The 24,781-nt window shown below is 53.0% G+C and carries 28 protein-coding genes and 2 tRNA genes; 21 read left to right on the top strand and 9 right to left on the bottom strand.

Translation table 11 applies throughout. The features are described from left to right. The first annotated feature begins 118 nt into the window (after nt 1-118). The 13 genes from citD (at nt 119) to BQ5383_RS05575 (ending at nt 9,928) form a co-directional block, all read left to right on the top strand. On the top strand, nt 119-406 hold the full coding sequence (citD, locus tag BQ5383_RS05625; protein WP_071430170.1) for a citrate lyase acyl carrier protein: 288 nt from the start codon (nt 119-121) through the stop codon (nt 404-406). 3 nt (nt 407-409) lie between these two features. Then, nucleotides 410-1,306 carry a citrate (pro-3S)-lyase subunit beta gene (gene citE, locus BQ5383_RS05620; protein ID WP_071430168.1) on the top strand — a complete coding sequence of 299 codons (897 nt, stop codon included), beginning with the start codon at nt 410-412 and terminating at the stop codon, nt 1,304-1,306. 14 nt (nt 1,307-1,320) lie between these two features. Then, on the top strand, nt 1,321-2,868 hold the full coding sequence (gene citF, locus BQ5383_RS05615) for a citrate lyase subunit alpha (RefSeq protein WP_071430166.1): 1,548 nt from the start codon (nt 1,321-1,323) through the stop codon (nt 2,866-2,868). A gap of 83 nt (nt 2,869-2,951) precedes the next feature. After that, nucleotides 2,952-3,974, top strand: a complete 1,023-nt coding sequence (locus BQ5383_RS05610) for a tripartite tricarboxylate transporter substrate binding protein (protein ID WP_071430164.1) — start codon at nt 2,952-2,954, stop codon at nt 3,972-3,974. Nucleotides 3,975-4,162: 188 nt separating this feature from the next. Further along, on the top strand, nt 4,163-4,690 hold the full coding sequence (locus BQ5383_RS05605; RefSeq protein ID WP_071430162.1) for a tripartite tricarboxylate transporter TctB family protein: 528 nt from the start codon (nt 4,163-4,165) through the stop codon (nt 4,688-4,690). Between the two features lie 20 nt (nt 4,691-4,710). Further along, a complete protein-coding gene (locus tag BQ5383_RS05600) occupies nt 4,711-6,237 on the top strand; it encodes a tripartite tricarboxylate transporter permease (RefSeq protein WP_071430160.1) in 1,527 nt (508 codons plus the stop codon). A gap of 129 nt (nt 6,238-6,366) precedes the next feature. Then, nucleotides 6,367-7,227: a triphosphoribosyl-dephospho-CoA synthase CitG gene (gene citG, locus BQ5383_RS05595; RefSeq protein WP_207646806.1), complete on the top strand. Its 861-nt coding sequence runs from the start codon at nt 6,367-6,369 to the stop codon at nt 7,225-7,227. A gap of 12 nt (nt 7,228-7,239) precedes the next feature. Then, nucleotides 7,240-7,761, top strand: a complete 522-nt coding sequence (locus BQ5383_RS05590; RefSeq protein WP_071430158.1) for a citrate lyase holo-[acyl-carrier protein] synthase — start codon at nt 7,240-7,242, stop codon at nt 7,759-7,761. A gap of 173 nt (nt 7,762-7,934) precedes the next feature. After that, on the top strand, nt 7,935-8,414 hold the full coding sequence (gene ybaK / locus BQ5383_RS05585; protein ID WP_071430156.1) for a Cys-tRNA(Pro) deacylase: 480 nt from the start codon (nt 7,935-7,937) through the stop codon (nt 8,412-8,414). 9 nt (nt 8,415-8,423) lie between these two features. Continuing rightward, entirely contained in the window at nt 8,424-8,585 is a 162-nt protein-coding gene (locus tag BQ5383_RS21040) for a hypothetical protein (RefSeq protein WP_172724591.1), read from the top strand. Between the two features lie 90 nt (nt 8,586-8,675). Beyond that, a complete protein-coding gene (locus tag BQ5383_RS21035) occupies nt 8,676-8,840 on the top strand; it encodes a hypothetical protein (protein ID WP_172724590.1) in 165 nt (54 codons plus the stop codon). Nucleotides 8,841-8,984: 144 nt separating this feature from the next. After that, nucleotides 8,985-9,215: a hypothetical protein gene (locus tag BQ5383_RS05580; RefSeq protein ID WP_071430154.1), complete on the top strand. Its 231-nt coding sequence runs from the start codon at nt 8,985-8,987 to the stop codon at nt 9,213-9,215. 56 nt (nt 9,216-9,271) lie between these two features. Further along, complete coding sequence (locus BQ5383_RS05575; protein WP_338061411.1) at nt 9,272-9,928, top strand: class I SAM-dependent methyltransferase; 657 nt, start codon at nt 9,272-9,274, stop codon at nt 9,926-9,928. Nucleotides 9,929-10,052: 124 nt separating this feature from the next. Here the strand turns inward: BQ5383_RS05575 and BQ5383_RS05570 are convergent, their stop codons facing one another. Then, nucleotides 10,053-11,099 (bottom strand): TRM11 family SAM-dependent methyltransferase, encoded by a 1,047-nt coding sequence (locus tag BQ5383_RS05570; protein WP_071430150.1) that lies wholly within the window; start codon nt 11,097-11,099, stop codon nt 10,053-10,055. A gap of 165 nt (nt 11,100-11,264) precedes the next feature. Next, complete coding sequence (gene glpK / locus BQ5383_RS05565) at nt 11,265-12,758, bottom strand: glycerol kinase GlpK (protein WP_071430148.1); 1,494 nt, start codon at nt 12,756-12,758, stop codon at nt 11,265-11,267. A 353-nt stretch (nt 12,759-13,111) separates the two neighbouring features. On the opposite strand from glpK, the gene BQ5383_RS05560 reads away from it, so the two are divergent. Continuing rightward, nucleotides 13,112-13,822, top strand: coding sequence for a YesL family protein (locus BQ5383_RS05560; RefSeq protein ID WP_071430146.1), 711 nt, complete (start codon nt 13,112-13,114; stop codon nt 13,820-13,822). 42 nt (nt 13,823-13,864) lie between these two features. Here BQ5383_RS05560 and BQ5383_RS05555 read toward each other — a convergent pair whose 3' ends face one another. Then, the gene (locus BQ5383_RS05555) at nt 13,865-14,164 is read right to left on the bottom strand and encodes a hypothetical protein (RefSeq protein WP_071430143.1); all 300 of its coding nucleotides are present in this window, start codon (nt 14,162-14,164) and stop codon (nt 13,865-13,867) included. 65 nt (nt 14,165-14,229) lie between these two features. Here BQ5383_RS05555 and BQ5383_RS05550 point away from each other — a divergent pair, with 65 nt between their 5' ends. The 3 genes from BQ5383_RS05550 (at nt 14,230) to BQ5383_RS05540 (ending at nt 14,816) form a co-directional block, all read left to right on the top strand. Beyond that, on the top strand, nt 14,230-14,565 hold the full coding sequence (locus BQ5383_RS05550) for a hypothetical protein (protein ID WP_139193363.1): 336 nt from the start codon (nt 14,230-14,232) through the stop codon (nt 14,563-14,565). Nucleotides 14,566-14,606: 41 nt separating this feature from the next. Further along, nucleotides 14,607-14,680: transfer RNA gene (locus BQ5383_RS05545), tRNA-Gln, on the top strand. A 59-nt stretch (nt 14,681-14,739) separates the two neighbouring features. Next, nucleotides 14,740-14,816 (top strand) — tRNA-Pro (locus tag BQ5383_RS05540). Here the strand turns inward: BQ5383_RS05540 and BQ5383_RS05535 are convergent. After that, nucleotides 14,805-15,248 (bottom strand): hypothetical protein, encoded by a 444-nt coding sequence (locus tag BQ5383_RS05535; RefSeq protein ID WP_071430139.1) that lies wholly within the window; start codon nt 15,246-15,248, stop codon nt 14,805-14,807. The genes BQ5383_RS05540 and BQ5383_RS05535 overlap by 12 nt on opposite strands. A 154-nt stretch (nt 15,249-15,402) precedes the next feature. On the opposite strand from BQ5383_RS05535, the gene BQ5383_RS05530 reads away from it, so the two are divergent. Next, the gene (locus BQ5383_RS05530; protein ID WP_071430137.1) at nt 15,403-15,660 is read left to right on the top strand and encodes a helix-turn-helix domain-containing protein; all 258 of its coding nucleotides are present in this window, start codon (nt 15,403-15,405) and stop codon (nt 15,658-15,660) included. A 298-nt stretch (nt 15,661-15,958) separates the two neighbouring features. Here the strand turns inward: BQ5383_RS05530 and BQ5383_RS05525 are convergent, their stop codons facing one another. Further along, on the bottom strand, nt 15,959-16,573 hold the full coding sequence (locus tag BQ5383_RS05525; protein ID WP_139193362.1) for a GNAT family N-acetyltransferase: 615 nt from the start codon (nt 16,571-16,573) through the stop codon (nt 15,959-15,961). A gap of 351 nt (nt 16,574-16,924) precedes the next feature. Between BQ5383_RS05525 and BQ5383_RS05515 the strand changes: the two genes are divergently transcribed. Beyond that, complete coding sequence (locus BQ5383_RS05515; RefSeq protein ID WP_071430131.1) at nt 16,925-17,425, top strand: amidase domain-containing protein; 501 nt, start codon at nt 16,925-16,927, stop codon at nt 17,423-17,425. A 141-nt stretch (nt 17,426-17,566) separates the two neighbouring features. Here the strand turns inward: BQ5383_RS05515 and BQ5383_RS05510 are convergent, their stop codons facing one another. The 3 genes from BQ5383_RS05510 to BQ5383_RS05500 all read right to left on the bottom strand — a co-directional run bounded on the left by BQ5383_RS05510 (nt 17,567) and on the right by BQ5383_RS05500 (nt 20,888). Continuing rightward, on the bottom strand, nt 17,567-18,100 hold the full coding sequence (locus BQ5383_RS05510; protein ID WP_071430129.1) for an inorganic diphosphatase: 534 nt from the start codon (nt 18,098-18,100) through the stop codon (nt 17,567-17,569). Between the two features lie 392 nt (nt 18,101-18,492). Continuing rightward, nucleotides 18,493-19,605 carry an iron-containing alcohol dehydrogenase gene (locus tag BQ5383_RS05505; protein ID WP_071430127.1) on the bottom strand — a complete coding sequence of 371 codons (1,113 nt, stop codon included), beginning with the start codon at nt 19,603-19,605 and terminating at the stop codon, nt 18,493-18,495. An 89-nt stretch (nt 19,606-19,694) separates the two neighbouring features. Beyond that, a complete protein-coding gene (locus BQ5383_RS05500) occupies nt 19,695-20,888 on the bottom strand; it encodes a tRNA(Met) cytidine acetate ligase (RefSeq protein ID WP_071430125.1) in 1,194 nt (397 codons plus the stop codon). Between the two features lie 216 nt (nt 20,889-21,104). On the opposite strand from BQ5383_RS05500, the gene BQ5383_RS05495 reads away from it, so the two are divergent. Both BQ5383_RS05495 and BQ5383_RS05490 read left to right on the top strand, forming a co-directional pair. After that, entirely contained in the window at nt 21,105-22,292 is a 1,188-nt protein-coding gene (locus tag BQ5383_RS05495) for an acetate/propionate family kinase (protein WP_071430123.1), read from the top strand. Nucleotides 22,293-22,517: 225 nt separating this feature from the next. Continuing rightward, nucleotides 22,518-24,074: a gamma-glutamyltransferase family protein gene (locus BQ5383_RS05490; protein WP_083390092.1), complete on the top strand. Its 1,557-nt coding sequence runs from the start codon at nt 22,518-22,520 to the stop codon at nt 24,072-24,074. A gap of 293 nt (nt 24,075-24,367) precedes the next feature. On the opposite strand, the gene BQ5383_RS05485 is transcribed toward BQ5383_RS05490, so the two are convergent. After that, entirely contained in the window at nt 24,368-24,751 is a 384-nt protein-coding gene (locus BQ5383_RS05485) for a GNAT family N-acetyltransferase (protein WP_071430119.1), read from the bottom strand. Nucleotides 24,752-24,781 lie beyond the last annotated feature (30 nt).

Raw genomic sequence — 24,781 nt, 5'->3', positions numbered from 1 at the left:
ATTTGAATTTTAAAGGCAAATGTTTTATAGTGTATCTGTAAATAAGGTGTTTCCAAATTCTGAACAGAAAATGGAACATTACAAATCAGGGTTCAGCAAAGAAAGGTAGTGTTGGGACATGGAAATCAAAAAGACCGCCTCTGCCGGAACGCTGGAGTCCAGTGACATTATGGTTACACTGGAAAAGGGCGCGAAGGGGATCGAGATCGATTTGACCAGTACAGTGGAAAAGCAGTACGGCAAACAGATCAGAAAGGTCATCACCGAGACCCTGGAGAGTTTGGGGGCTGACGGCGTTAAGGTCGTAGCCAACGACAGAGGTGCACTGGACTGCACCATCAAGGCCCGGGTGTGCGCTGCTTTCTATCGTGCCGCCGAGTCTACCGATTACAAGTGGGGGGAATAAAAAATGGCTTATCAGAAGGTTAGACTGAGAAGAACCATGATGTTTATTCCGGGCAACAATCCCGGCATGATGCGGGATGCCCACCTCTATGGAGCGGACTCCCTGATGTTCGACCTGGAGGATTCGGTCAAGCTGGCCGAGAAGGACACCGCCCGCTTCCTGGTGTACAACGCGCTCAAAACCATCAACTACGGCAATACTGAGTTGGTAGTTCGGGTCAATCCCCTGGATACCGATCACGGTAAGGCTGATATCGAGGCGATGGTCTGCGCCGGCGTCAATATCATCCGTCTGCCCAAGAGCGAGACCGCACAGGACATCATTGATGTGGATAACTACATCACCGAATGTGAGAAAAAGCACGGCATCCCCGTGGGTTCCACCGGTATGATGGCTGCTATCGAGAGTGCACTGGGCATTCTCAATGCCAAGGAGATCGCTCATGCCAGCGACCGCCTGATTGGTATTGCCATCGGTGCTGAGGACTATGTTACCGATCTGAAGACCACCCGCACCACCAGCGGTGTGGAGTTGTTTGCCGCCCGGGCTCAGCTGCTCATTGCTGCCCGTTCCGCCGGCATTGCCGCTTTGGATACTGTTTATTCCGACGTCAATAACGAGGAAGGCTTCCGCAAGGAAGTTCAGCTCATCAAGGATATGGGCTTTGACGGCAAGTCTGTCATCAATCCTCGTCAGATCGCTCCTGTCGTGGAAATCTTCACCCCCTCCGCCAAGGATATTGAGAAGTCTGAGCGGATCATTGAGGCCCTCAAGGAAGCTGAGACGAAAGGTCTGGGCGTCGTGAGCCTCAACGGTAAGATGATCGACAAGCCCGTGGTGCTCCGCGCCCAGCGTATGTTGGAGCTGGCTGAGGCCGCCGGCGTCTACAAAAGAGCGTAAGGGGGAGAGACAAGATGAAGAATATTTTAGGCGTTGAGTTCCCGGATCATATTGACGGGATCGGCGATTTGAAAGCTTTTGACGGCAAGCGTCATACCGGTACCCCCTTTGAGGAGGGCCTCAAGGCTCCCCAGGGCCGCACCAACAAGATGGTGGAGTCTCTGGAGAAGGCCATCGAACTGTCCGGTCTGAAGGATGGCATGACCATTTCCTTCCATCATCACTTCCGTAACGGCGATTACATCGTCAACCTGGTGGTGGATACCCTGGCCAAGATGGGCTACAAGGATCTGGTGCTGGCCGCCAGCTCTCTGACCGATTGCCATGCTCCCCTTATCGAGCACATCAAGAATGGCGTCATCAAGCGCATCGAGACCTCCGGCCTCCGCGGTGAGCTGGCCAACGAGGTTTCCAATGGCCTGATGGATATCCCGGTGATCTTCCGTTCCCACGGCGGACGGGCCCGTGCCGTTGCCACTGGCGAGCTGCACATCGATGTGGCCTTCCTGGGCGCTCCTTCCTGTGACTGCGCCGGTAACGCCAACGGCTTTAACCGTGACGGCGATACCTCCTATGACTGCGGCTCCCTGGGTTATGCTATGCCCGATGCCCAGTTTGCTGACAAGACCATCATTCTGACCAACCATATTGTTCCTTATCCCAATACTCCGGCGGCTATCCCCGAGGTTCATGTGGATTACATCGTCACCATCGACGAGATCGGCAATCCCAAGGGCATTGCCAGCGGCGCTACCCGCTTTACCACCAATCCCCGTGAGCTGAAGATCGCTCAGACCGCTGCCAAGGTCATGGAGAATTCCGGTTACTTTGAGGATGGCTTCTCCTTCCAGACCGGTACCGGCGGCGCTTCCCTGGCTGTTACCCGCTTCCTGGAGGAAAAGATGGTTGCAAAGGGGATCAAGGCCAACTTTGCTTTGGGCGGTATCACCGGCGCTATGGTCAAGCTCCATGAAAAAGGACTGATCAAGAAGCTGCTGGATGTTCAGGATTTCGATCTGGATGCTGTCCGCTCTGTCCGTGAGAATCCCTTCCACTGTGTTGTCAGCGGTCATCATTATGCCGGCCCCGGCACTGAGGGTTCCGCTGTGGACCAGCTGGATATGGTCGTTCTTTCCGCTCTGGAAATCGATACCGACTTCAACGTCAACGTTCTCACCGGTTCTGACGGTGTGATCCGCGGCGCTATTGGCGGACATCCTGATACTGCCAGCGGCGCGAAGATGACCATCATCGTGGCTCCCCTGATCAGAGGCCGTATCCCCACCATTCTGGACCGGGTCAACACCATTGTTACTCCCGGCAGCACCGTGGATGTGCTGGTTACTGAGTATGGTGTGGCTGTCAATCCTGCACGCACCGACCTCATTGAGCGTCTGACTGCTGCCGGCATTGAACTCAAGACCATCAAGGAGCTTCAGGCTATGGCTGAGGCGATCGTGGGCAAGCCCGATCCCATCGAGTATGAGGATAAGATCGTGGGTCTGGTTTACTATCGTGACAGCAAAGTCATCGATGTCATCCGCAAGGTGAAAAACAACTGATTTTGCAAAACATGGTTTCGGTTTTGTCGCCGGGGACATTCGGCCCCCGGCGGGAAGATAAAAAAGTATGAGGAGATTGAATCATGAAGAAGAGATTGTTTGCGCTGGTCAGCGCGGTACTCGCTCTGATGATGGTTGCCGGCTGCAGCGGCGCCGGTTCTTCCGAGGGAACCGTTGATGCTGACGGCAACTGGGTCTGGGAGAGAAAAGTTGAAATCGTCTGCCCCTGGGGTGTTGGCGGCGGCGCTGACGCTACCATCCGTCCCATGGCTGACCTGCTGACCAAGAAGCTGGGCGTCCAGGTTCAGGTCAACAACATCGAAGGCGCCGGCGGTGTCAACGGTGTGGAGTATGTTTACAAGCAGCCCGCTGACGGCTACACCTATATGCTGGGTACTCAGTCCCTGATCATGGCGGACCTCCAGGGTATCCCCACCATGAACTTCAAGGATGAGTTCGTTCCTGTTGCCAAGCTGGTACACTCCATCAGCATCATCGCTGCTTCCAAGAAGGCTGCTGAGGGCAAGTACACCAACTTCTCTGAGCTGCTTGACTACATCAACGCTCATCCCAACGAGATTTCCGTTGGTATGCTGTCTGCTACCGGTGCTGACGCTGCCTCTCTCCGTCAGACTCTGGAAGGTCTCCCTGTCAAGGAAGTTGCTTATGGTTCCGGTTCTGAGATGAACGCTGCTATCGCTGGCGGTCACCTCCACCTGATGATCACTGGTACTGATGAGATCCAGGGTCTGATCGCTTCCGGCGATATCATTCCTATCGTTGCTCTGAGCGAGAACAGAATGAAGAGATATCCCGACATGGAGTGCACCGGCGAGCTGGGCATCGATTCTTACATCGGTACCTGGAGAGCTGTTATGTGCCGCAAGGGTACTCCTCAAGCCGCTATCGACGCGATGGAAGCTGCCATTGCCGAGTGCGTCCAGGATCCCACCTGGCAGTCCTTCTTGGAGCAGGGTGCTTATGACGAGCGTGAAGGCTATGCCAACGCTGCCGACACTCAGGCTCTGATGGATGAAGAGTATGCCACCTTTACCGAGTACCTGAGAGATCAGGGCCTGCTGGTTAGAGACTACACCGCTGCCTAATTGAACCCTTAATGGTCTTTTCTGCAGTTTTTGAAGGTTGAGAAAACTGCAAAGGCGATATTTTCTCTAAGAATTCTTGCCTTGGTCCGCACCGGTTTTAGGCCGGTGCGGACCAAGGGGGAAGCATATGGCTTCCCATTGTTTGTATGAGTGTGTATGAGATTGTATGAGATCAATGAGAAAGTGAGATGAGTCACTTGACACTGGAACTGATAGTTAATGTATTGCTGCTGGCGTTCGGTATCTTCTGCTTCTTCTACGTCGGCGCAACAATGCCCGCTTCCGATCCGTTGGAGCTGGGTGCTGAGCAGTGGCCCCAGGCGGTCCTGTTCCTGATGTTCCTGGCTTTGGCCTACAACATCTTCCGTATTATCAAGACTAATCGTGCCAATGGTATTTCCTTCGGCTTTGGCGGCATTGCCAAGGAGACTGCGGCCTTCTTTAAGTCCAAGCTCTTTGTGGCTATGGTCATCGTTATGGTGATGGCTCTGGTGCTGGAGTATCTTGGCTTCCTGTTCACCTGCTTCCTGTTCATGGTTGCTTATGGTCTGCTGCTGGGTGAGCGCCGTATTCCTGTACTGGTGCTGTCCGCTCTGGTCATCACCCTGATTCTGTACATCGGATTCTCTGTCTTCCTGGGCGTTATGCTTCCCAGAGGCTATGGCATCTTCCGTACCATCGCTCTGGCTGTGGAAGGCATTATCCCTACATTCTAAGATAGGAGGAGTAGAAAATTATGGATTTGGGTCAACTGTTAGTTTCCGGCTTCTCCATCGTCTGCACTCCCAAGATGCTGGTCATGATGCTGGCTGCCATTATTCTGGGTGTTATCTTCGGCGCCCTCCCCGGCGTTTCCGCTACCATGGCTGTTGCTCTGGGTGTTCCCTTTACCTACAGCATGCCCGCTGTTGAGGGCATCGCGTTCCTGGTGGCCATCTACTGCGCCTCCATCACCGGTGGTGGTATCACCGCTATCCTCTTTAAGATCCCCGGCGTTCCGTCTTCGGCGCCCACCACCTTCGACGGCTATCCCATGGCTCAGCAGGGCCAGGCGGGTAAAGCCCTGGGTGTTTCTCTGGTTTGCTCCGCCATCGGCGGTATGTTTGCTGCTCTGTGCATGTTCCTGCTCAGCCCCCAGCTGACCCAGGCTGCTCTGAGCTTCGGTCCTTCCGAGCTGTTCGCCATCACCTTCATGGGTCTGTCCATCCTCACCTGCCTGGACAGCGACAACATCTGCCGGACCATCATCTCCGGCCTGCTGGGTATCTTCCTGGCTTGCTTCGGTATCGACCCCCTGCTGGGCGTGCCCCGTCTGACCTTCGGTTCCTCCCTGCTCACCTCCGGTATCGAGATGATCCCTGTCATGATCGGTATCTTCGCTGTTACTGAGGTTCTCAAGCAGACCCAGAAGCCCAAGACCCTGAAAGCTACCGACGGCGCCGGCAATGGTTCCGTCAACACCAGCCTGCCCACCTTCAAAGAGTGGTGGGAGATCAAGTGGATCATCCTCCGCTGCGCCATCGTTGGTACCATCGTTGGTATTCTTCCCGGCGCCGGCGCCACCATCGCTTCCTTCCTGTGCTACTCCATGGAAGTTAAGATGGCTAAGCATCCTGAGCGCTTTGGTACCGGCTACATCGGCGGTATCGCTGCTTCCGAGACTGCCAACAACGCTGCTACCGGCGGCGCCATGGTTCCTCTGCTCTCCCTGGGTATCCCCGGCGGTAACGCTGCCGCTATCATGATGTCTGCTCTGACCCTGAAGGGCGTCCAGATGGGCCCCCTGCTGCTGGTCAACCAGCCTGACTATCTGGCTGCCACCTTCGCTTCCATGGCTATCGCCAACATCCTGATGGTATTCGTTTCCATCGCTGTTGCCAAGGTGTTTGCCAAGATTCTGTCCATCCCCTACAGCATCCTCGGACCCACCATCATCATGCTGGCCACTATCGGTTCCTATGCCACCAAGAGCGCCATCGTGGACGTTCAGTTGATGGCTATTGCCGGTATCATCGGCTTTGTCTTCGCCATCTGCAAGTTCAACTCCGCTGCTCTGATCCTGGGCCTGGTGCTTGGTACTCTGTGCGAGTCCAACCTGCGCCGTGCTGTTACCATTGCCAACGGCGATACTCTGATGGCTGAGTTCATTTACCTGCTGAAGAGACCCATCACCGGTATCATCATGCTGGTTTGCGTTATCATGCTGCTGCTGCCTGTGATCAAGCCTCTGTTCAGCAAGAAGAAGAACAAGACCGCAGCTTGATTGATTCAGTTCTCTTTTCATAACGTTTTACGCATCGGCTGGTAAAGCCAATGGTTTTACGCGTCGAAAACAGCCCCATCATTCACTGGAAACAGCGGATGATGGGGCTATCTTAAGGAGGAGAGGCCCTTGGAACCGGCAGAACTGTATTATCAAATCCGCTGCTGCTGTGCCGGTGCGCTGTTGGCGGAGGTCTCGGCCTCTCCAAAACCCGGTTTGGTGGATCGCTATAGCAGCGGTGCCCATCGGGATATGGATTTTTATACTTTTTTGACCAGCATTACTGCGATTGCTCCCTATTTTGAACAATGCGCCCGGGTGGGAGCTGAACTGGAGCAATTGGACGGATGCAGTCTGGATCAGCTTCGCCCACTGGGGGTGGAGTGTGAAAAAAAGATGTTCGCGGCTACAAAGGGTGTCAATACTCATAAGGGAGCGATTTTCTCCCTTGGAATTATTGCCGCGGCAGCAGGTTATTGCGGCATACAGCTGAAGGATCTGGGGGTCCGTCGGGTTTGTACCGCAGCCAGTGTGATTGCCCAGCCTGCCCAAAGGGACTTCCTGCGCCAGGAGGACAAATTGACTCAGGGGCGCAAGTTGTATGACCGATATGGCATCCGGGGAATCCGGGGTGAGGCAGCCTCCGGTTTTGAATCGGTTCGCCGTTATGCTTTGCCTGTGCTGGAGGAATTGTTTTCTTCCGGCCAATATCATGAAAATGAAATTTACCTCCAAACCCTGCTCCATTTAATGGCGCAGGTGGAGGATACCAATGTTCTGGCCCGCTGCGGCATGGAGGGACTTGCTTTTCTCCGTGCTTCAGCCCGGGAGCTGTTGGAACAGGGAGGAGCGCTGACTCCATCCGGTATGACGGCTTTGTCGGAAATGGACCGGATCTATATTGAAAAGAATCTCAGTCCGGGAGGATGCGCGGACCTGCTGTCCGTTGCCATCGTCCTGTATCGGTTATCCCGCATGAGACTGAGTTGACAGGAGGAAAAAATGGACGAGCGTCTGCTTCGGGTATTGGAGGATCGGGAAAAAAGGTGGAACAAAAGGCAGGAGCTGGCGGCAAAAGGCGGTTTTGCCTCTTTGGTGACCATCACTGTTTGTCTGCCGGTAGCTTATCGGGCAGATCCGGTCTATGAGCCGCTGTTTCGCTCTATGTGTGAGGAATATACCAAAATGCTTGACCATCAGGGATGGGCCTGGAGGCATGAGGGCTTTATAACTGGTGAGGATGGTCCGGCCTGTTTTATTGCGGTGCAGGAGGATCCCAGAAAGGTAAAGATGTTTTCTGTAGAGGCGGAGCAGCAAATTCCCGGCGGGAGAATGCTGGACATTGATTTGATGGACAGTGAAGGCGTTCCGGTGGGACGGGAAGCGTTGGGGCTTCCACCCAGAGGATGTTTTGTCTGTGATCAGCCGGCTGCGGTATGCGTTTCCCGCAAAATCCACAAGCCCGAAGATGTCTCCCGCAAGGCGGAGTTTCTTCTGTCGGAAGCCAAAAAATACTTTGGTTGAGATACGCCATCCTTTTACGGATGAGGAGGGGCGTTTTTCAATAAAGGGAAAAATCTACCTGAGAAAAGGGATCTGGTTGTGCTTGCCAGATCCCTTTTCTCAGACAGCAAAAACAGTTGATTTCCAAAGCTGCCGGTAGTATAATCCTGAGGAACAGGAAAGGATGAGCATATATGGCAGAAACAAAAACCAATGTGATGAGAATGCTGGATAAAGCCGGTATTGCCTATCACAGTTATACTTATGACCATGAGGATGGAAAGATCGACGGCGTCAGTGTAGCGACCAAGCTTGGACAGAACCCGGACCAGGTGTATAAGACACTGGTTACAAAATCCGGCTCAGGACAGCCCTATGTTTTTGTCATCCCCGTGGCTGCGGAGCTGGATTTGAAAAAGGCCGCCAAAGCGGTAGGGGAAAAATCCATTGCGATGATCCATGTGGATGAAATCAACAAGCTCACCGGCTATATCCGGGGTGGATGTTCACCAGTGGGAATGAAAAAACTGTTTCCCACTGTTTTTGACCAGCGGGTGCTGGATATACCAACCGTTATAGTCAGCGGAGGAAAAATCGGCTTTCAGGTAGAGGTGGCTCCTGACGCTCTTTTGAAGCTGGTACGGGGTAAAACAGCAGACTTGACAGTGGAATAAGGAGGAGAATTGGGCAACAAACAGAGGAAAACTGGAGTGCTGCCTGCATTTCTGCCTTGGACGGATGATTTTGGCGAAGAAGAAAAGGGAAACGGTACCGTACAGCATACCAAAGGAAATGTAAAGGCAGAAAGCTTTCCCCCTGAAAGAACATTTCGCAATAGCGATTAAGAAATGAACCGAGCGCAAAGGTGTAATTTCACCGGTGGGCTCGGTTCATTTTTATTTGACCTTTTAGAGATAGCTCCACAGAGAGCCCGGATGAAGGAGAAAACTGAAAAGCAGCCTCAAGGATATCATTTGAAGCAGAGCGGACATACCGCAAACAGCTATGAACAGGAACAATTTCAAGCCCACAAACGGATGCAGCGTTATATTTGGCAGCAATGGAATACATCAGCAGAGTGCGGTTTCTTCATTTTATAAGAGCATTTTGTAACATCTTCTGCGTTGAATGCGCTTTCTTCTCCAAGTTTACAATTTATTTCTTTTTCTGGACAAAGACTGTGGTATGCTTTAGTTAGCATAAACTAACCAAAACCATCAAATGGACTTGCAGGGAGGTAACAGATGAGAAAAGTATTTATAGGCGGCATTTTATTTATAGGCGGAATGATCGGCACTGCGATTCTTGTTGCTGTCGCGGGAATTGTTCCGGCAGATGGATGGGTAACTCCTCCAGGAAGGTTTGTTTGCACGGTGCTCCAGAATGGAACCGCTTTTCCGCTATTGATTTCTTTGCTTTTGCTTGTGGGAGGTTTCATTATTTTAGCAAAGGAATATTTTAAAAAGGAGAACTGAGTTTAGGCTTTGAGTTAAAAGAAAATACCCGCCGGGCATCAATCATACAGGCGGGTATGTCAGTTGAGGATATAAAAATGGGAATGATCAAAGGATACTTCAAACATGTGCGAAAGCCGGAGGGCATATGGGGAAAATTGATGATGGAGGCAATGAACAGGGCTCATGCATCAGTTTCCGACTGGGGTATGGGGCATCTCTGGGGTATTTCTCCTGACCGGATTGCAGAATTGGGATGCGGCGGAGGAAGAAACACGGTACAGCTGTTAAAGAAATTTCCCAAGGCGAAGGTGACAGCTTTGGATTATTCCCAGACAGCAGTTGAAAAAACAAAACATATTGGCCGACAGGCAATTCAAGCAGGCAGACTTCAGGTCATTTGGGGGAATGTATCCCATCTTCCCTTTCAGGCAGAGGTTTTTGACCTGATTACAGCTTTTGAAACCGTATATTTTTGGCCGGGCCCGGTTGAAAGCTTCCGGGAAGTGTGGCGGGTGCTGAAACCGGGAGGTATGTTTTTGATCGTAAACGAAGCAGACGGCACCGGAAAAGAGGACAGGAAATGGATGAGCATGATTGACGGTCTGCAAATTTATCATAAGGATCAGCTGAAAGATTTCCTCCAAAAAGCTGGTTTTAAGGAAATAATGGTTGCCTGCGATCAGAGGAGGCACTGGCTGTGCATGATGGCAAAAAAGGAGACAGCGCAGTAAGGGCTGATTGCAGACAGAGCATAAAAGCGACATCCCAAAACCCACTGGAAAGGTTTTGGGATGCGAGGTTCACAGTGATGTCTGGTAAGAGGAAAAAGACTATCTGTGGAAAAGCAAAGAATGATTACTCTGCTTTCTCAGCTACGATCAGATCCCGCCGGATCGCCTGATCTACCCGGTGCTCAAAGGAATGATAGGGCTCCTCCCGAAACACCTGAAAACCATGACGCTCCAGTACAGCGGCCAGGTCTTCCCAGGAAAGAACAAAACTGTTCCAGGAGAGGGCCAGGATCCCATTTTTCATCAGCACCTTATGCCAGGCCGGGCAGCACTTTTCCACCAGCTGACAGGGATTTCTGGTGAGAGATCCTTGACTCTGGCCTGTAACATTTCCGTGCTGCACCCCATAAGGCAGATCCCCCACGATCAAATGGAAAAAGCCGTGACGGAAGTAATGGTCGCAGTATTGGGAATCCCCGGCGACCATTTCCCACTGCCGGGGACTGTGCTTGAATTCATCCTTATTGTGTGCCAGGGTGATTTGATACCGGCGGGCGGTGAAAGAGCGGTTGGGACCGCTGATGCGTTGGTTCTGTGCCTCATGCTTGTATTTTTCAGTTTCCAGATATTTTTTCATATAGGTGAAGGCCTCACCCGCAGCTTTGTCCCCAATTTCAACGCCATAAGCATCCCAGCCCCGGATGAGGCATTCCGCCAAAGTAGTACCCTTTCCGGCAATGGGGTCCAATACCCGCACCGGTTCCCGGGGAGGAGTGGGGAGGGAATGATAGGCCACGCTCAACATCATTCTGGTAAACAGTTCGTTGGTTTTGCCGGTGTATTTAAGGATACTGCTGACAGAGGAATCCATATAGCGGCTTTCCGGCAGCGCCAAGGGGGAAAGGATGGGACCGTCAGCGTTTTCTTTCAAGCGGAACAAGGCGTAGACAGGAGAAAGCCGTCCCAGATCGGTCAGCTGCTGGGGAGAAAGAGGGGTCTGGGAGGTAAAGGTGATATAGGGCACCCCCGCCAGCTCCCGCAGCTCCGCAGGCCCGAAAGAGCCCTGAAAGCTCCGCAAAGCGATGGTAAGCTCGTGGAGAGAAAGGGTTTTGGAGGCGGAAAAGTAGACCCGGTTATGGCCGGGGTGGAGAAGAATGGCATAGGTGATCATGGTAAGGAAACTCCTTTTGGTTGATAACAGTCACCAGCTATTATAACATGCTGAGGAAAAAAAGAAAGCGGCAGGCAGAAGAAAACCGGGAAACCTGTCATACAAGCAGGCTTCCCGGTAAAGGTATTACATTTACAGATCGACTTTGGCTTTGGAACAGGAACTTTATTCTTCCTCTTCCCAATCCTTGGCACGGGAGACAGCTTTTTTCCAGCCGCGCAGGTATTTTTGACGGAGATCCTCCGGCATTTTAGGTTCGTAAAGCTTATCCAGAGTCCATTGGCTGCGAATATCGTCCAGGTCCTTCCACAGCCCCACAGCCAGCCCCGCCAGGTAAGCGGCGCCCAGAGCGGTGGTCTCACGAATCATGGGACGGCGGATGGTCTGGTGATTGATGTCCGACTGGAACTGCATGAGGAAATTGTTGGCGGAAGCGCCGCCGTCCACCCGCAGCTCACGCAGCTGCAGGCCGGTATCCTGAATCATGGCCTCCAGCACATCGTGGGTTTGATAGGCGATGGACTCCAGCGCGGCACGGATGATATGGTTGCGGTTGCTGCCCCGGGTCAGACCCACAATAGTTCCTCTGGCATACATATCCCAGTGAGGAGCGCCCAGACCGGTGAAGGCGGGCACGATGTACACTCCGCCATTGTCATCCACTTTGTTGGCAAAGTATTCCGTGTCTTTGGCATCGGTAACAAAGCGCATTTCATCCCGAATCCACTGAATGACAGCGCCGCCGACAAAAACGCTTCCTTCCAAAGCGTACTGCACTTTTCCTTCCCGTCCCATGGCGATGGTGGTGACCAAACCATGGCGGCTCTGGATCATTTCCTCACCGGTATTCATCAGTAAGAAGCAGCCGGTGCCATAAGTGTTTTTGGCGTCTCCCTTTTCAAAGCAGGTCTGGCCAAAAAGGGCAGCCTGCTGATCACCGGCACATCCGGCGATGGGGATTTCCACTCCCTGGACATTGACTGTACCATATACCTCACTGCAGCTGCACACCTTGGGCAGGATGGACATGGGAATATCCAGAGCCTTGCAAATCTTCTCATCCCAGCACAGATCCTTAATGTTGTAAAGCATCGTGCGGCTGGCGTTGGTATAGTCGGTTACATGGGCCGCCCCGCCGGTCAGCTTCCAGATCAGCCAGCTGTCCACTGTACCGAAAAGCAGTTCTCCGGCCTCCGCCTTTTCCCGGGCCCCAGGGACGTTATCCAGCATCCATTTGATTTTGGTGCCGGAGAAATAAGCGTCTACCAATAAGCCGGTATGATCCTTGATATATTGGGTCAGCTCCTGATTTTCTTTCAGCTCTTCACACAGCTTGGCTGTACGGCGGCACTGCCAGACAATGGCGTTATAGATGGGGCGGCCAGTGGATTTTTCCCAAAGAATAGTGGTTTCACGCTGATTGGTGATGCCAATAGCCGCCACTTCCGCAGGAGAAATGCCGCTTTTGGCCAAGACCTCAATCATGACGCCGTACTGGGAGGCATAAATCTCCATAGGATCATGCTCCACATATCCTGGCTTGGGATAAAGCTGGGTAAATTCTTTTTGCGCGATCTCCACGATATTTTGCTGCCGGTCGAAAATAATGGCCCGGGAGCTGGTGGTGCCTTGGTCCAATGAAATGATATAGTTCTTCACAAAACTACCCCTTTCCATAAAAAAGAGCGTAACAAAACGGGCGCCTGCGGCGTTGTCCCGAATTGTTACTCTCTCAAATACGTCTCTGGGTTTTAGTATAGCGGTTCTTGATTAAAGGGTCAAGAATAAACGGAATAGTGGAAGAAAAATATATTTTTTGCTTAAAAATTCTTGCGGCAAGTTGTTTAAAGTGTGGAGTGCCGGAAGAAGGTCTTTGGCATCGGCCCCCTGAGAGATTAATTGGGCTTTAAACTCCAGAACAAAATGCGGCGCTTGTATAGGAAGGACAAACATGCTATAATCAAAAAAATATTGTGGGCCATCAACCCGCAGGGAAGTGGAGATGACGATTGATGGGACTGTTCAATTATCCCAGCTCTTACAGCCGTCCGGGGCCGGGGATCGATAAAAACGCCCCTCCCAAAAAAGGAGTAGCTCTTTTTCTGGATATCCTTGGACGGGAATTTTGGGCGCTGCTGCTGGTGAATGTCATTTATGTTCTGTTCTGCCTGCCCATCATCACCATCGGTCCGGCTACCGCCGCACTGTATCGTGTAACGGTGACGATGGTGCGGGATAAAAACGTCTATGCCTGGAAGGATTTTTGGGAAGCGTTCAAAAGCAACTGGAAGCAAGGGCTGATATTTGGAATCCCCTTTGTGCTGTTTTTGCTGGCGGCGGTTTGGATGAACCTGATGGGGCTCATTCAAGGGGTGGGGAGCTTGCTGCTGGTAGCGGCGGTCTGGACCATGATAGGCTTGAGTGTGTTCTGTTATGTGTTTGCCCTGATTTCCAATGTGGCGCTGCCTGCATGGCCTCTTTTAAAAGACGCGGTTTTCCTAATGGTACTGGGAAAGATCCGTACCCTTGCCGCAGCGCTGGTGATTTATGCAGTGAATATGGCAATGCTGCTGTATTGGCCCCTGTCTTTTCCGGCATCACTATTGCTGGGCTTTGCTTTCCCCACCTTGTTCAGCAGTTTTATGGTTTGGCCGGTAATCCAAAAGTATGTGATCCAGGAAGCGCAAGCACAGCCGGAGCAGCCTCAGGAGAGCGACACATAAGGTTTTTCGCTGTGGAACACAGTGGGGCTTGAGTTGAAGGCATTATATTTTTCCTTCATCCCGAAAGGTGAGAGGGAGTTTTCCGCATAACAGCAGTACGCCGCAGCCGCACAGCAGGTCCTGGGCATTCAGGTCCCCAAACCCTTCAACGGAAAACTCCTGGGGCTCCAATATATTTCCGCTGAGATCGGTCAAAGACCGCTGGAGAGCAAGGACAGCCCGGTCCCGTTCCAAGCTGGATAAGGTAAGGCTGGCCTGGGGAGAGGTGCTGCAATCCACCAGGCGCAGCTTGTGTTCTGCCGCGAAGGTTCGGGCGTGGGGATGGTCTTTGCCCAGTACCATTACAGCGTCCTCAGGTACCGAGAGAGAGCAGGGCAGAGGGTCTTCCCCAAAAAGGATGACCGGCTGTGGAACGTGGATTCGGGCATGGGTGGGGCAGCTCCATAAAAAGAGAAAACAATCTCTTTGAGGTGCGAGAAGAGAGGAGCCCTGCAATGCGGCGACCGGACCATAATGGGAAAAAAGCGGGAGCAATCTCCTGGTTAAGACATGGTTACTGTCGCATGGGATCAAAAGATGAAACAAGGCTGGCCATCCTTTCTGTGATCCATCTGTGTGATGGAAATGGTGGGGCAAACACTGTTGTTATCTTTTGTATGGAAAAGGAAAAAATACGGGTATCAGATAAAGAGAAAAAAGAGAAAATAAAAATAAAAAACCTATTGACAAACAAGACAATATAGAATATAATGATAAAGCTGTTTGAGAGAAGCAGCGTCTTTACTGCCCGATTGTGTAAAGGTAGCACGACAGACTCTGACTCTGTTTGTAAGGGTTCGAATCCTTTTCGGGCAACCAAAGAAGAAGTGGCTGCTGGTAATTTGATATGGATTACCAGCAGCCATTTCATTATCTTTCGGGATGTGGCTCAGTTTGGTAGAGCGCTGCGTTCGGGACGCAGAGGCCGTGGGTTCGAATCCCGTCATCCCGACCAAAAAAACACCCCACCAGCCGTAGGTTGGTGGGGTGTTTTTTGTCGCTGGATGGGAGAATCGAACAGGCCGTCCCCTCCGCAGAGGGGGGACAACAGTCCGGTGGACTGTTGTTTAGGCCGCGGGTAGAATCCCGTCACAGTCTGGATTTGCAGAAAGAACGAGGTTGCCGATAAGTCGACCAGCCGCAGGTTGGTGGGGCGATTTTTTGCCGCTGGATAGGGAGAGCTGGGAAGTCTTTCCCTATCCAGGTGAGAATAACGATCTGCATAGACGTTGTACTGTTTTTGAAGAAAATGTCCTTTCTTATAAAATTGCCTTGATTCAAGGCAAATGTTGCTATTGAATATCAAACAAGGTATGCTATAAGCAGCAGAGAAAAGATTCAAGATGATAAGAAAGAAACTGTGGAAAAGCAGGGACAGGTTTTCCATTTTATCTCCTTGCTTGATTTATAAAATCAGTAAAATTTCAAGGAGGAATCATCATGAGATTGTTCGTATTCAGTGCGGGAATCGCCTTGATCGCATTGGGATTGGGAAAGATCATGTATGCCCTTTATCTGCGCCGCAGGGAGGGTGATGATGTATGAGCTTGCAGGAGGTTAGGAAGCAAAGAAATCTTTCTCAGCGTGAATGTGCGGAGCATTCCGGTATCAATGTGCGGATTCTGCAATTTTACGAACAAGGGGTCAGAGACATCAACGGGGCGAAGCTGAGCACTTTGCTGAAATTATGCAACGCTTTGGGATGCAGGCTGGAGGATATTCTGACAGACCAGGAAACGCTGACGGAGCTGGAGAGATATATACAAACTGGAACCAAGGCACATTCCACTGCTGAGTGATCAGTCTTAAATAAATTGGTCGGTACTCATACGCCCGGAAATACACTTGTCCTATAAAACGTACAGTAAAAACACGTTTTCAAACACACTGTTTTAAGAATATGGCGCATCCGTGCCGATGGCTTCGGCTCAGAACATAGCAAGCCGGATATGATGGGATCACAATACAAAAATACAGGCCCCACAAGGAGCCTGTAGAAAACAGATGGGAACAAGTTTTTCCCTGATATCCGATTTTCAGCTTTTACCAGGAGCAGGTGTACAAAAGCTACCACGGCTGCGTCCCGGTCCATACCTTTTAGCGGACCATGCAGTATTGCCGCAGGGTACTGTTGCCATCCAACACCCGTATAGTGTGGAATCCAAAGCGACGATACAGATCCACATTTTTCCGGTTGTGGGTCTCCAGTGTGGCGTAGCAGTCGTGGTCATCGGCATAGGCCAATACCTGACGCATCAGTTGTCCGGCGATGCCGGAACCCCGCTTTTCCGCCCGCACTGCCAGCAGGTCGATCCGAACGATTTCCTGAGGGTTTTCCAGTTCCTTTGTTTCTCCCTCCCAGCTGGATGAGAGGAAAGCACGGCCACGAATAAAATTCCTCAGTGTGGCCAGACTGGGGTCCATTTTTACCAGCATCCACAAGGTCCGCAAACCTCCCGCGGCGCTTTGAAACAGACTTGCCCAGTGACAATGGGGCTGGGTGCCATCAATAATGGCAATGACGCCGTTGAGATCCTGGCTGTCGGCATACAGCTCAAAACAGCTGCGATACATGGTCAGATAACAGTCAAACAGCTCCGGCAGGATTTTTGCTCTCAGTTCTGCCTGGGGGATCAGCTGAAGGTACAGGGGGTCCTGCTGGAAGGATTCCCCAAACAACTCCGCCGCCGCCCGGCGTTCTTTCTGGCTCAATCGATATAATCCGGTATTCAGCACGTTTTCACTCACCTTTTAGCTCGTTTCATCAGATGTTCTTTGAATAGGGGTCAAGGCGAGAATGGCTAGGTCATAATTCCACTCCTGTTCTGTTATAAGTTGGGAGCGGACTGTTTTCTGACAATTCCAGTATACCATCCTTCAGGGGGCCGAAACAACCGGCGCCAATGAGCGAAAACCCACCGGAAACCGCCTGAAACCTGAATATTTTCCATTGGCTCCTGGCCGGTCTTCGTTTTTCTCTTTCATCCATGGATTCATATGCAGCGGCACCAAAAAGCCTCCTTCCCCATAGAATGGCTATGATAAGAAAGGAGGACTGAATTTATGACCAAAATTTGTCCCTATAACCGGGGAAAAGCAGTGGCATATGCCCTGGAATGGGCTATGAGCCGTAACCCCGCGTATCTGGATTTTGAAGAACTGGGAGGAGACTGCACCAATTTTGCTTCCCAGTGTTTGCTGGCGGGAGGGGGCGTGATGAATATAACCGCAGTCTTTGGCTGGTACTATATCACCAGTTGGGAGAGGACCGCTTCCTGGACGGGAGCCCGCTTTTTACATCGGTTTCTTACCAGCAACAATGGCTCCGGGCCTTTTGCCTCAGTGGTGCCTCTGTCAGAGGCGCAGCCAGGAGATCTGATCCAGCTGCAAAATGAGGAAGGGATAAGCTATCATACTTTGGTGGTAACCGGCCGGGACAAACGGGGACTGCTGGTTTCCGGCCACAGCCGGGATGTATGCCAGATGCCCCTGAGCGCTTATGTTGCGCCCAAGGTGTGCTGCCTCCAGATTCAGGGTGTTCGGCATTGTTCCGCTGAGGAATGAGAGGCGGAAAAATTCCCCTTTTTTGAACATATCTTTCCCTAAAAAAACAGAGAGCTTGGAAACCATCTTTGCTTCCAAGCTCTCTGGTGTTTTATAAAGTCGCCTGCTTATTCTACGATGGCTGTCTGATTTGAAACAGCCTCAGGCTTTACAAAATTTCTCCACATAACTGTCAATGGCAGCCCGGACAGTTTGTACCGCGTTTTCCCGTCCGCTTACCTCGTTGACGGCAGTCTCCTTGTTTTCCAGAGCTTTGTAGACCCGGAAGAAGTGGGACATCTCATTAAAGATATGCTGAGGCAGCTGATCAATATCGGTATAGTCGCTGTAGGTGGGATCGCCAAAGGGGATGGCGATAATCTTTTCATCGTTGCGTCCGCTGTCGATCATGGAAATCATGCCGATGGGATAGCAGCGTACCAGCGTCAGGGGCTCCAGAGGCTCAGAGCAGAGTACCAATACATCCAGGGGGTCCCGGTCATCGCCGTAGGTACGGGGAATAAAGCCGTAGTTGGCGGGGTAGTGGGTAGAGGTATACAGGATGCGGTCCAGAATGATCAGGCCGGTCTCCTTGTCCAGTTCATATTTCTTCTTGCTGCCCTTGGGGATTTCCACGACGGCAAGAAAATCTTCCGGGGAAATACGTTTGGGATTGACGTCATGCCATACGTTCATGGAATCATTCTCACTTTCTGTCTTTATTTCTTTCTTATGATAACGTATTCGCCTGCCCCTGGTCAAGGGGGAGATCTTTTGGAGAAAGGGAAAAATTATCAGCCTGGTAATAAATCCGTCTGGTGAAGGAAAGCCTCTTTTGGGAAAAACAGCGGCTTTGACCCGATATCCCGGACCAATAGCGGCAGATTTCAGCCAATTTCCAGGCGGTTAAAAAGCTCTGCGGCAGGTTTTCCCTGAACCCCGGAAATATCACTTGAAACTACAGCAGGTACGTTTGAGGGTACATCAGATTTTGGCCCACAACTAATGCTGCTTCGAAGAAAAGATTTCCTTTGCCACAGCTTCTTGCGTCCCTTCCCGCATATGGGAGTTTCGCAGGCTTTGCTGCGTCAGCCCTTCTTTTGCAGCACTTTCTCAGCGATCCGGCGCTGCTGCTGGCGGTCAAAACTGCCAGGGGTCCGCTTCATATTGGGGGAATTTTCCCAACGATCCAGCAGTCCTTCCAGTTCCTCGTCTGTGGCAGGTTCATATTCAGCGTCAGTGAGCATGATGATGGTATCACAAAGTTCCTGAGCGTACATTCCCAGGGCGCTGAACAGCTTCATGGCTTTTTCCGGAGCCAGGGGCACTGTGTACTGGATGAAGTCCGGCAGGAATACGGCGCAGGCAAAGCCGTGAGGGATCTCCCGCTCTTCCGACAGCCAATATCCCATGGTATGGCAGAAGGCGGTGCCGGTGCGGTTGATGGCCATGCCGCCGTACAGGGACCCCAGATACAGCCTCTCCCGACACTCCAGGGTGGGCTCACCTTCCGCCAGCCACACCTCCTTGAGGGCGGGCAGCAGCAGTTTGAGGGCCATCATGGCGAAGCTTTGAGAAACCTGGTCCCCCTCTACAGAAAAATAGGATTCCAATGCGTGGGCTACCGCGTCCAGACCGGTGCTGAGAGTGAACTTCCGGTTCAGAGAAAGGGTATATCGGGGATCGCCGAAAGAAGCCCGGGCATAGCTGGAAGCGTTGCCCCAGGAGCGCTTGTGTCCCTTGTCATCTGTCAGCACCGAAAAGCGGGTCACTTCACTGCCGGTGCCGGCAGTGGTACCCACCAGCAGCAGCGGCAGAGCGGAAAGGCGATGAGGCTGATACAGCCCCTCCGGGGTCAGCTCCGGGTCAGCGCCAAAGGCTGCCACCGCCTTGGCAGCATCCAAAGGGGAACCCCCGCCAATACCCACGATAAAATCCGCGCCAAAAGCGATTGCCTCCCGGCCGCCCTGGTAGCAGACAGAGACCAAGGGGTTTTGTCCCACCTGATCGAAAACTTTCCATGCAATCCCCTGATTGTCCAAAGCTTTGGTGACATTGTCCAGAGCACCGCAGGCTTTGGCGCTGTTGTGTCCGGTAACAATAAGGCAGCGTTTGCCGTACTTTCCAAACTCCTCCTGATGCTTTTCCACCGCGTTCTGCTGGGCAAACAGCCGAACCGGCATATCAAATAAAAATTCCATTGAACGCTCCTTTCCGCCCTGTTTTTATCAGGGCTGCTTTTATCCTTTATTATAAATCCTCATGAGCTGTGGAACAAGGGAAACTCTTGCTATACCCGAATAACAGGATGAGTATAATCCAATCCGCAGGGCCGGGGCGACGGGGTGAGCAGATGGTACAGATCAGTTGAGCGGGCCTCCAAAGCGGCAAAGGCGGCGGCGGTTTCTCCGGCGCGCTCCAGCTCCGCCAGAGAATGGCTCAGAGGCAGAGAAGCTTTCTTTTTGGCTTCCCGCAGGATCTCCAGACCCCGCTCATTAAAACCCAGTACCCGCAAATAGGGGGGAGAAATGCGGCAAAAGTCCTTGGGTATCCCCAGAAAGGCGCTCATCAGCAGACGCCGCAGGCGGGCGTGGGAATACCGCTTGGTTTTCAGCTCCTCCAGCAGTTCATTTACAGTACAGCTCCGGCGGACAGCTCCATACAGCCGGTTTTCCAACCCCTCGGACAGGTCAGGGAGAGCCGCCATTTCCTCCCGGGACATACTGCGCAGCCGGGTCAGCAAGGGACGCTCCAGCAGTTCCGGCTGCCAGCAGAGCCCATCCCCATATGCCTGATCCAGCAGCGCCTTTCCAGCCGGGGGAAGAAAGGGAGCGGCTTCCTGCTGCCGTCCCTGGAGGTATAGCTGCCGGAGAAAGGAAGCGGAAGCGAAGCCATCCTCCGCCCCCTGGCCATCGTGGGCGGCTCCCCGTCGGGGAATGGCCAGAGGGTCAATGGCTGAGCCGAGACGTTCCAGGGCGAGGAGATATTCTGCCCCCAGAATATTGTTGGGCTGCCGCAGCAGCGCTGCTGTCTGGTCTCCATAAAAACGAGCCGCAGCCCGCTGTCGGGCCACAGCATAGGTGATGCCTCCCGCCAGCTCCTGGGGAATGGCATCCAGTACCCGCCGGTCGCCGATGGCTTTGGCACATATCCGTAATTGTTCCTCATTCCCCGCCTCACAGCCAAAGGAGATGACATCCACCACCCCCAAGGCATGAAGCAGCGATGCCGCCCCCCAGGCAAACCGTTCCGCCGTGGCGCAGGCGTAGGGAAGGGGAAGCTCTATGATCAGATCAGCTCCCCCCAGCAGAGCAGCCCGGGTCCGCACCCATTTATCCCATAAAGCGGGCTCCCCCCGCTGGACATAGCAGCCGCTCATCACGGCCACGATGTGAGTGACGCCCCGCCGGCGGGTTTCCTGCAGATGCCACTGATGTCCCAGATGAAAGGGATTGTATTCGGCGACAACTCCTGCTGTGACCATCTTTCCACCTTCCTTCCACCTGCCCCGTCTTTGGCAGCAACTACAAATTTTTACGGAAAAACCACCCGCCTCCCTGCTCTCACAGGCCGGGCGGGTCTTGAATTTCCGCCGATAATGTAATAATATAGAATTGTATCCGCATCTGTCAACCACAGTCTGGCTGCGGTGCCCAGGGTCGGGTTTTCCCGCCCAATAATGTAAAAGGAGTACGGAACGATGAAAGTATTGGTTATCAACGCTGGCAGCTCCTCTCTGAAGTATCAGCTCATCGATATGAGCAACGAGGAAGTTATTGCCAAAGGCAACTGCGAACGTATCGGTGTGGACGGCAAGATCGGCCACAAGACCGCTGACGGCCGCAAAGTGGAGTATAATGTTTCCTTCCCCACCCATAAGGAAGCTTTTATGGAGCTGGTCAAGGTCCTCACCAGCGGCGAGGGCAAGGTTCTGGACGATATCAAGGAGATCGTAGCCATCGGCCATCGTGTTCTCCACGGCAGCGAGAAATATAAGGTTTCCACCGTCATCACTGATGAGGTCATCTCTGATATCGAAGCCTTCTCCGACCTGGGCCCCCTGCACAATCCTCCTCAGGCTGTGGCGATGCGGGCTTGCCGCGAGGTCTTTGGCGCTGATGTGCCCATGGTGGCGGTGTTTGACACCTCCTTCCATCAGACCATGCCCCCCAAGGCTTATATGTTTGCCATTCCCTATGAGTATTATGAGAAATACAGCATCCGCCGCTATGGCTTCCACGGCACCAGCCATCGCTATATCAGCGGCCGCTACACTGAACTGACCGGCAAGGCTCCCCGCCTGATCACCTGCCATCTGGGCAACGGCAGCTCCATTTCCGCCATTGTCGATGGCAAGGTTCAGGATACCTCCATGGGTCTGACCCCTCTGGACGGCTTTATCATGGGCACCCGCTGCGGCGGCATCGATCCCTCCGTTGTTACCTACATCGCCAAGAAGGAGAACCTCACTCCCGATCAGATGTCCGATCTGATGAACAAGAAGTCCGGCTTCCTGGGCGTGTCCGGTATCTCCAGCGACTGCCGCGACATTCAGGCTGCTGCTGAGGCCGGCAATGAGCGGGCCAAGCTGACCCTGGAGATGCTGGTATATCAGATCAAGAAGATCGTGGGCGGTTACGCTGCTGCCATGGGCGGTGTGGACGCGATCGTATTCACCGGCGGTATCGGTGAGAACGATCCTTACATCCGGGCCGCTGTCTGCGCCGATATGGAGTATATGGGCGTGAAGGTGGATCCTGAGAAGAACAACACCCGCAGCGAAGCCCGCATCTCCGCCGACGATTCCAAGGTGGACGTTTGGGTCATCCCCACCAACGAGGAGATCCTCATTGCCCGGGATACCGTTGCGCTGGCGCTGAACAAATAACATTTCCTATCTTGTTTTTGATGGCCCCCGCCCTTTCCCCAAGGGAGAGAGCGGGGGTTTTCACTTTCTTTGGCTCTTTTCAAAGCGTTCCGGCATGTCAGCGCTTGAGTGGGCAAGATGCCGGAAACAGTCTGCTGAAACAAAAAAAGAGTGATACGGTTGCATTTTGATCCAACGTTCCAAAAATATCCTTCTCGCCGCTATCCCATCTATGCCCGGGGAGGAATGGTAAACGCTTCTTCGCCTCAGGCTTCCGCCGCGGGACTGGAAATGCTCCGTAAGGGTGGAAACGCTGTTGACGCTGCCATTGCCACGGCCGCCGCTCTGACGGTGGTGGAGCCCACCGCCAACGGTTTGGGAGGCGACGCTTTCGCTCTGGTATGGATGAATGGGGAAGGAAAGCTCCATGGCCTTAATTCCAGCGGCCCCGCCCCCAAAGGTATTTCCATCCAGAAAGTGCTGGAAAACGGTCAGGACGATCATGGAAAAATGCCCTCTCTCGGGTGGACCCCTGTAACGGTACCAGGTATCCCCAAGGCATGGGCGGAGCTTTCCAGACGCTTTGGACGGCTCCCTCTCAGCCAGGTGGTGGCTCCTGCCATCCGGTATGCCCGGGAAGGATATCCCTGCGCCCCCAATCTGGCCAAGTTTTGGAAACGGGGGCTGGAAAAGTACCGCGCCAAGCTGCCGGATACGCTTTTTGAGGAATGGTTTCGCACCTTCTGCCCCCTGGGACGGGCTTATGAAGCGGGAGAGATCATCCGCCTGCCTGATCATGGGGATACCATTGAGGCCATTGGAGAAACCGGTGCGGATGCCTATTACCATGGTCATCTGGCGGACAAAATAGACGCTGCCAGCCGGGCCGGAGGCGGTTATCTCCGCAAGGAGGATCTGGAAGCCTACGAAGCACGGTGGGTGGACCCCATTTCGGTGGACTACCGGGGCTATCGGGTGTGGGAGATCCCGTCCAATGGTCAGGGACTGGTGGCCCTTATTGGGCTGAATATCCTCAAGGAGTTCCAGTTCCACGAAAAGGATTGTGCCGATACTTATCACAAGCAGTGGGAAGCGATGAAGATGGCTTTCGCCGATGGACTGCACTACATCACCGACCCGGGAGAGATGGCCATCGACTACCACCGGTTCCTGCTGCCGGAATATGGCCGCATCCGGGCGGAGCAGATCACCGGCTGTGCCATGGACCGCAAGGCCCAGGAGCCTCCTGCCGGTGGCACCGTTTATCTCTGTGCCGCCGATGGGGAAGGGAACATGATCTCCTATATCCAAAGCAACTACAGCGGTTTCGGCTCCGGCGTGGTGATCCCCGGCACCGGCATAGCCATGCAGAACCGGGGCAGCGATTTTTCCCTGGATCCTGCCGCCGCCAACTGCCTCAAGGGCGGAAAGAGGAGCTATCACACAATCATTCCCGGTTTTATCACCAAGGGTGATCAGGCGGTGGGCCCCTTCGGCGTGATGGGAGCCTATATGCAGCCACAGGGCCATCTCCAGGTGGCCATGAACCTGATCGACTTTGGTCTGGACCCCCAGCAGGCGCTGGATGCTCCCCGTTGGCGCTGGCTGCGGGGAAATGAGTTTGAGGTGGAGACCGGTTTCCACATGGAAATTGCCCGGCAGCTTCTGGAGCGGGGGCACAAGGTGTCTGTTCAGCTGGATACCGCTTCCTTTGGCCGGGGACAGATGATCGTCCGACTGGAAAACGGTGTGCTGGTAGGGGGAACCGAATCCCGTACCGACAGCAATATCGCCTGCTTCTGAGCAATGAGGGGCTTTGGCTGACTGACCAGGCTTGGTGACGGGGAATGATTTGGGGGCAGCGCTACATCCAAAGGGTCACAACCCTTCGGAAATCCGCGTCACAGCAGACTGCGCTATTCTCGGAACGCTCAATTGAGAATGAAGCATTTCCCCCGTCGTTCGTTGTTCCGGTGTGCACAGCACGCTTCCATTGGTAAAAAGTTGTTAAAGGCTGAGGGGCGCCGGCAGTTATACTGCCGGCGCCCCTGTCTTGTTTCAACGGGATACGGGTTTGTTTGTTGAAAAATTTCCTGTCAGGTTCGCTCTTTTGGAATCTCATAAGCCTGAAGGCTTTTTTGACAGCCGTTTTTTTCATAAAATCCTTCCACTCCCGGCTGTGCCCCGAAATAAAGCATGGTAGGCGTGTTTTCCCTGGCCAGCTGGAGCAATCTGCTGCCCACCCCCTGCTTCTGATATTCCGGCAGTACCAGCAGCTCGGTGATGGTGCCGAAATAATAGCCATCGGTGAGAATCCGCAGGCAGCCTGCCAGCTTTGGTCCGTCATAGGCTGTGATGTTCAGCGTTCTGGATAAAGCGGATTTTGTTTTTGCTTCATCGTACTGCCCAAGCCAGATCTGATTGACAAAGGAAATAAATTTTTGGGAGGTCAGGTTTTTGTCATCCACCAGATAAGTCATTTTTGCCTCCTTGCTGCTGATGGGAAAATA

This window comes from Angelakisella massiliensis, assembly GCF_900104675.1.
Lineage (GTDB): Bacteria > Bacillota > Clostridia > Oscillospirales > Ruminococcaceae > Angelakisella > Angelakisella massiliensis.
The sequence above is the reverse complement of the archived record's forward strand: the minus strand, read 5'-3'. Positions and strand labels throughout refer to the sequence as shown.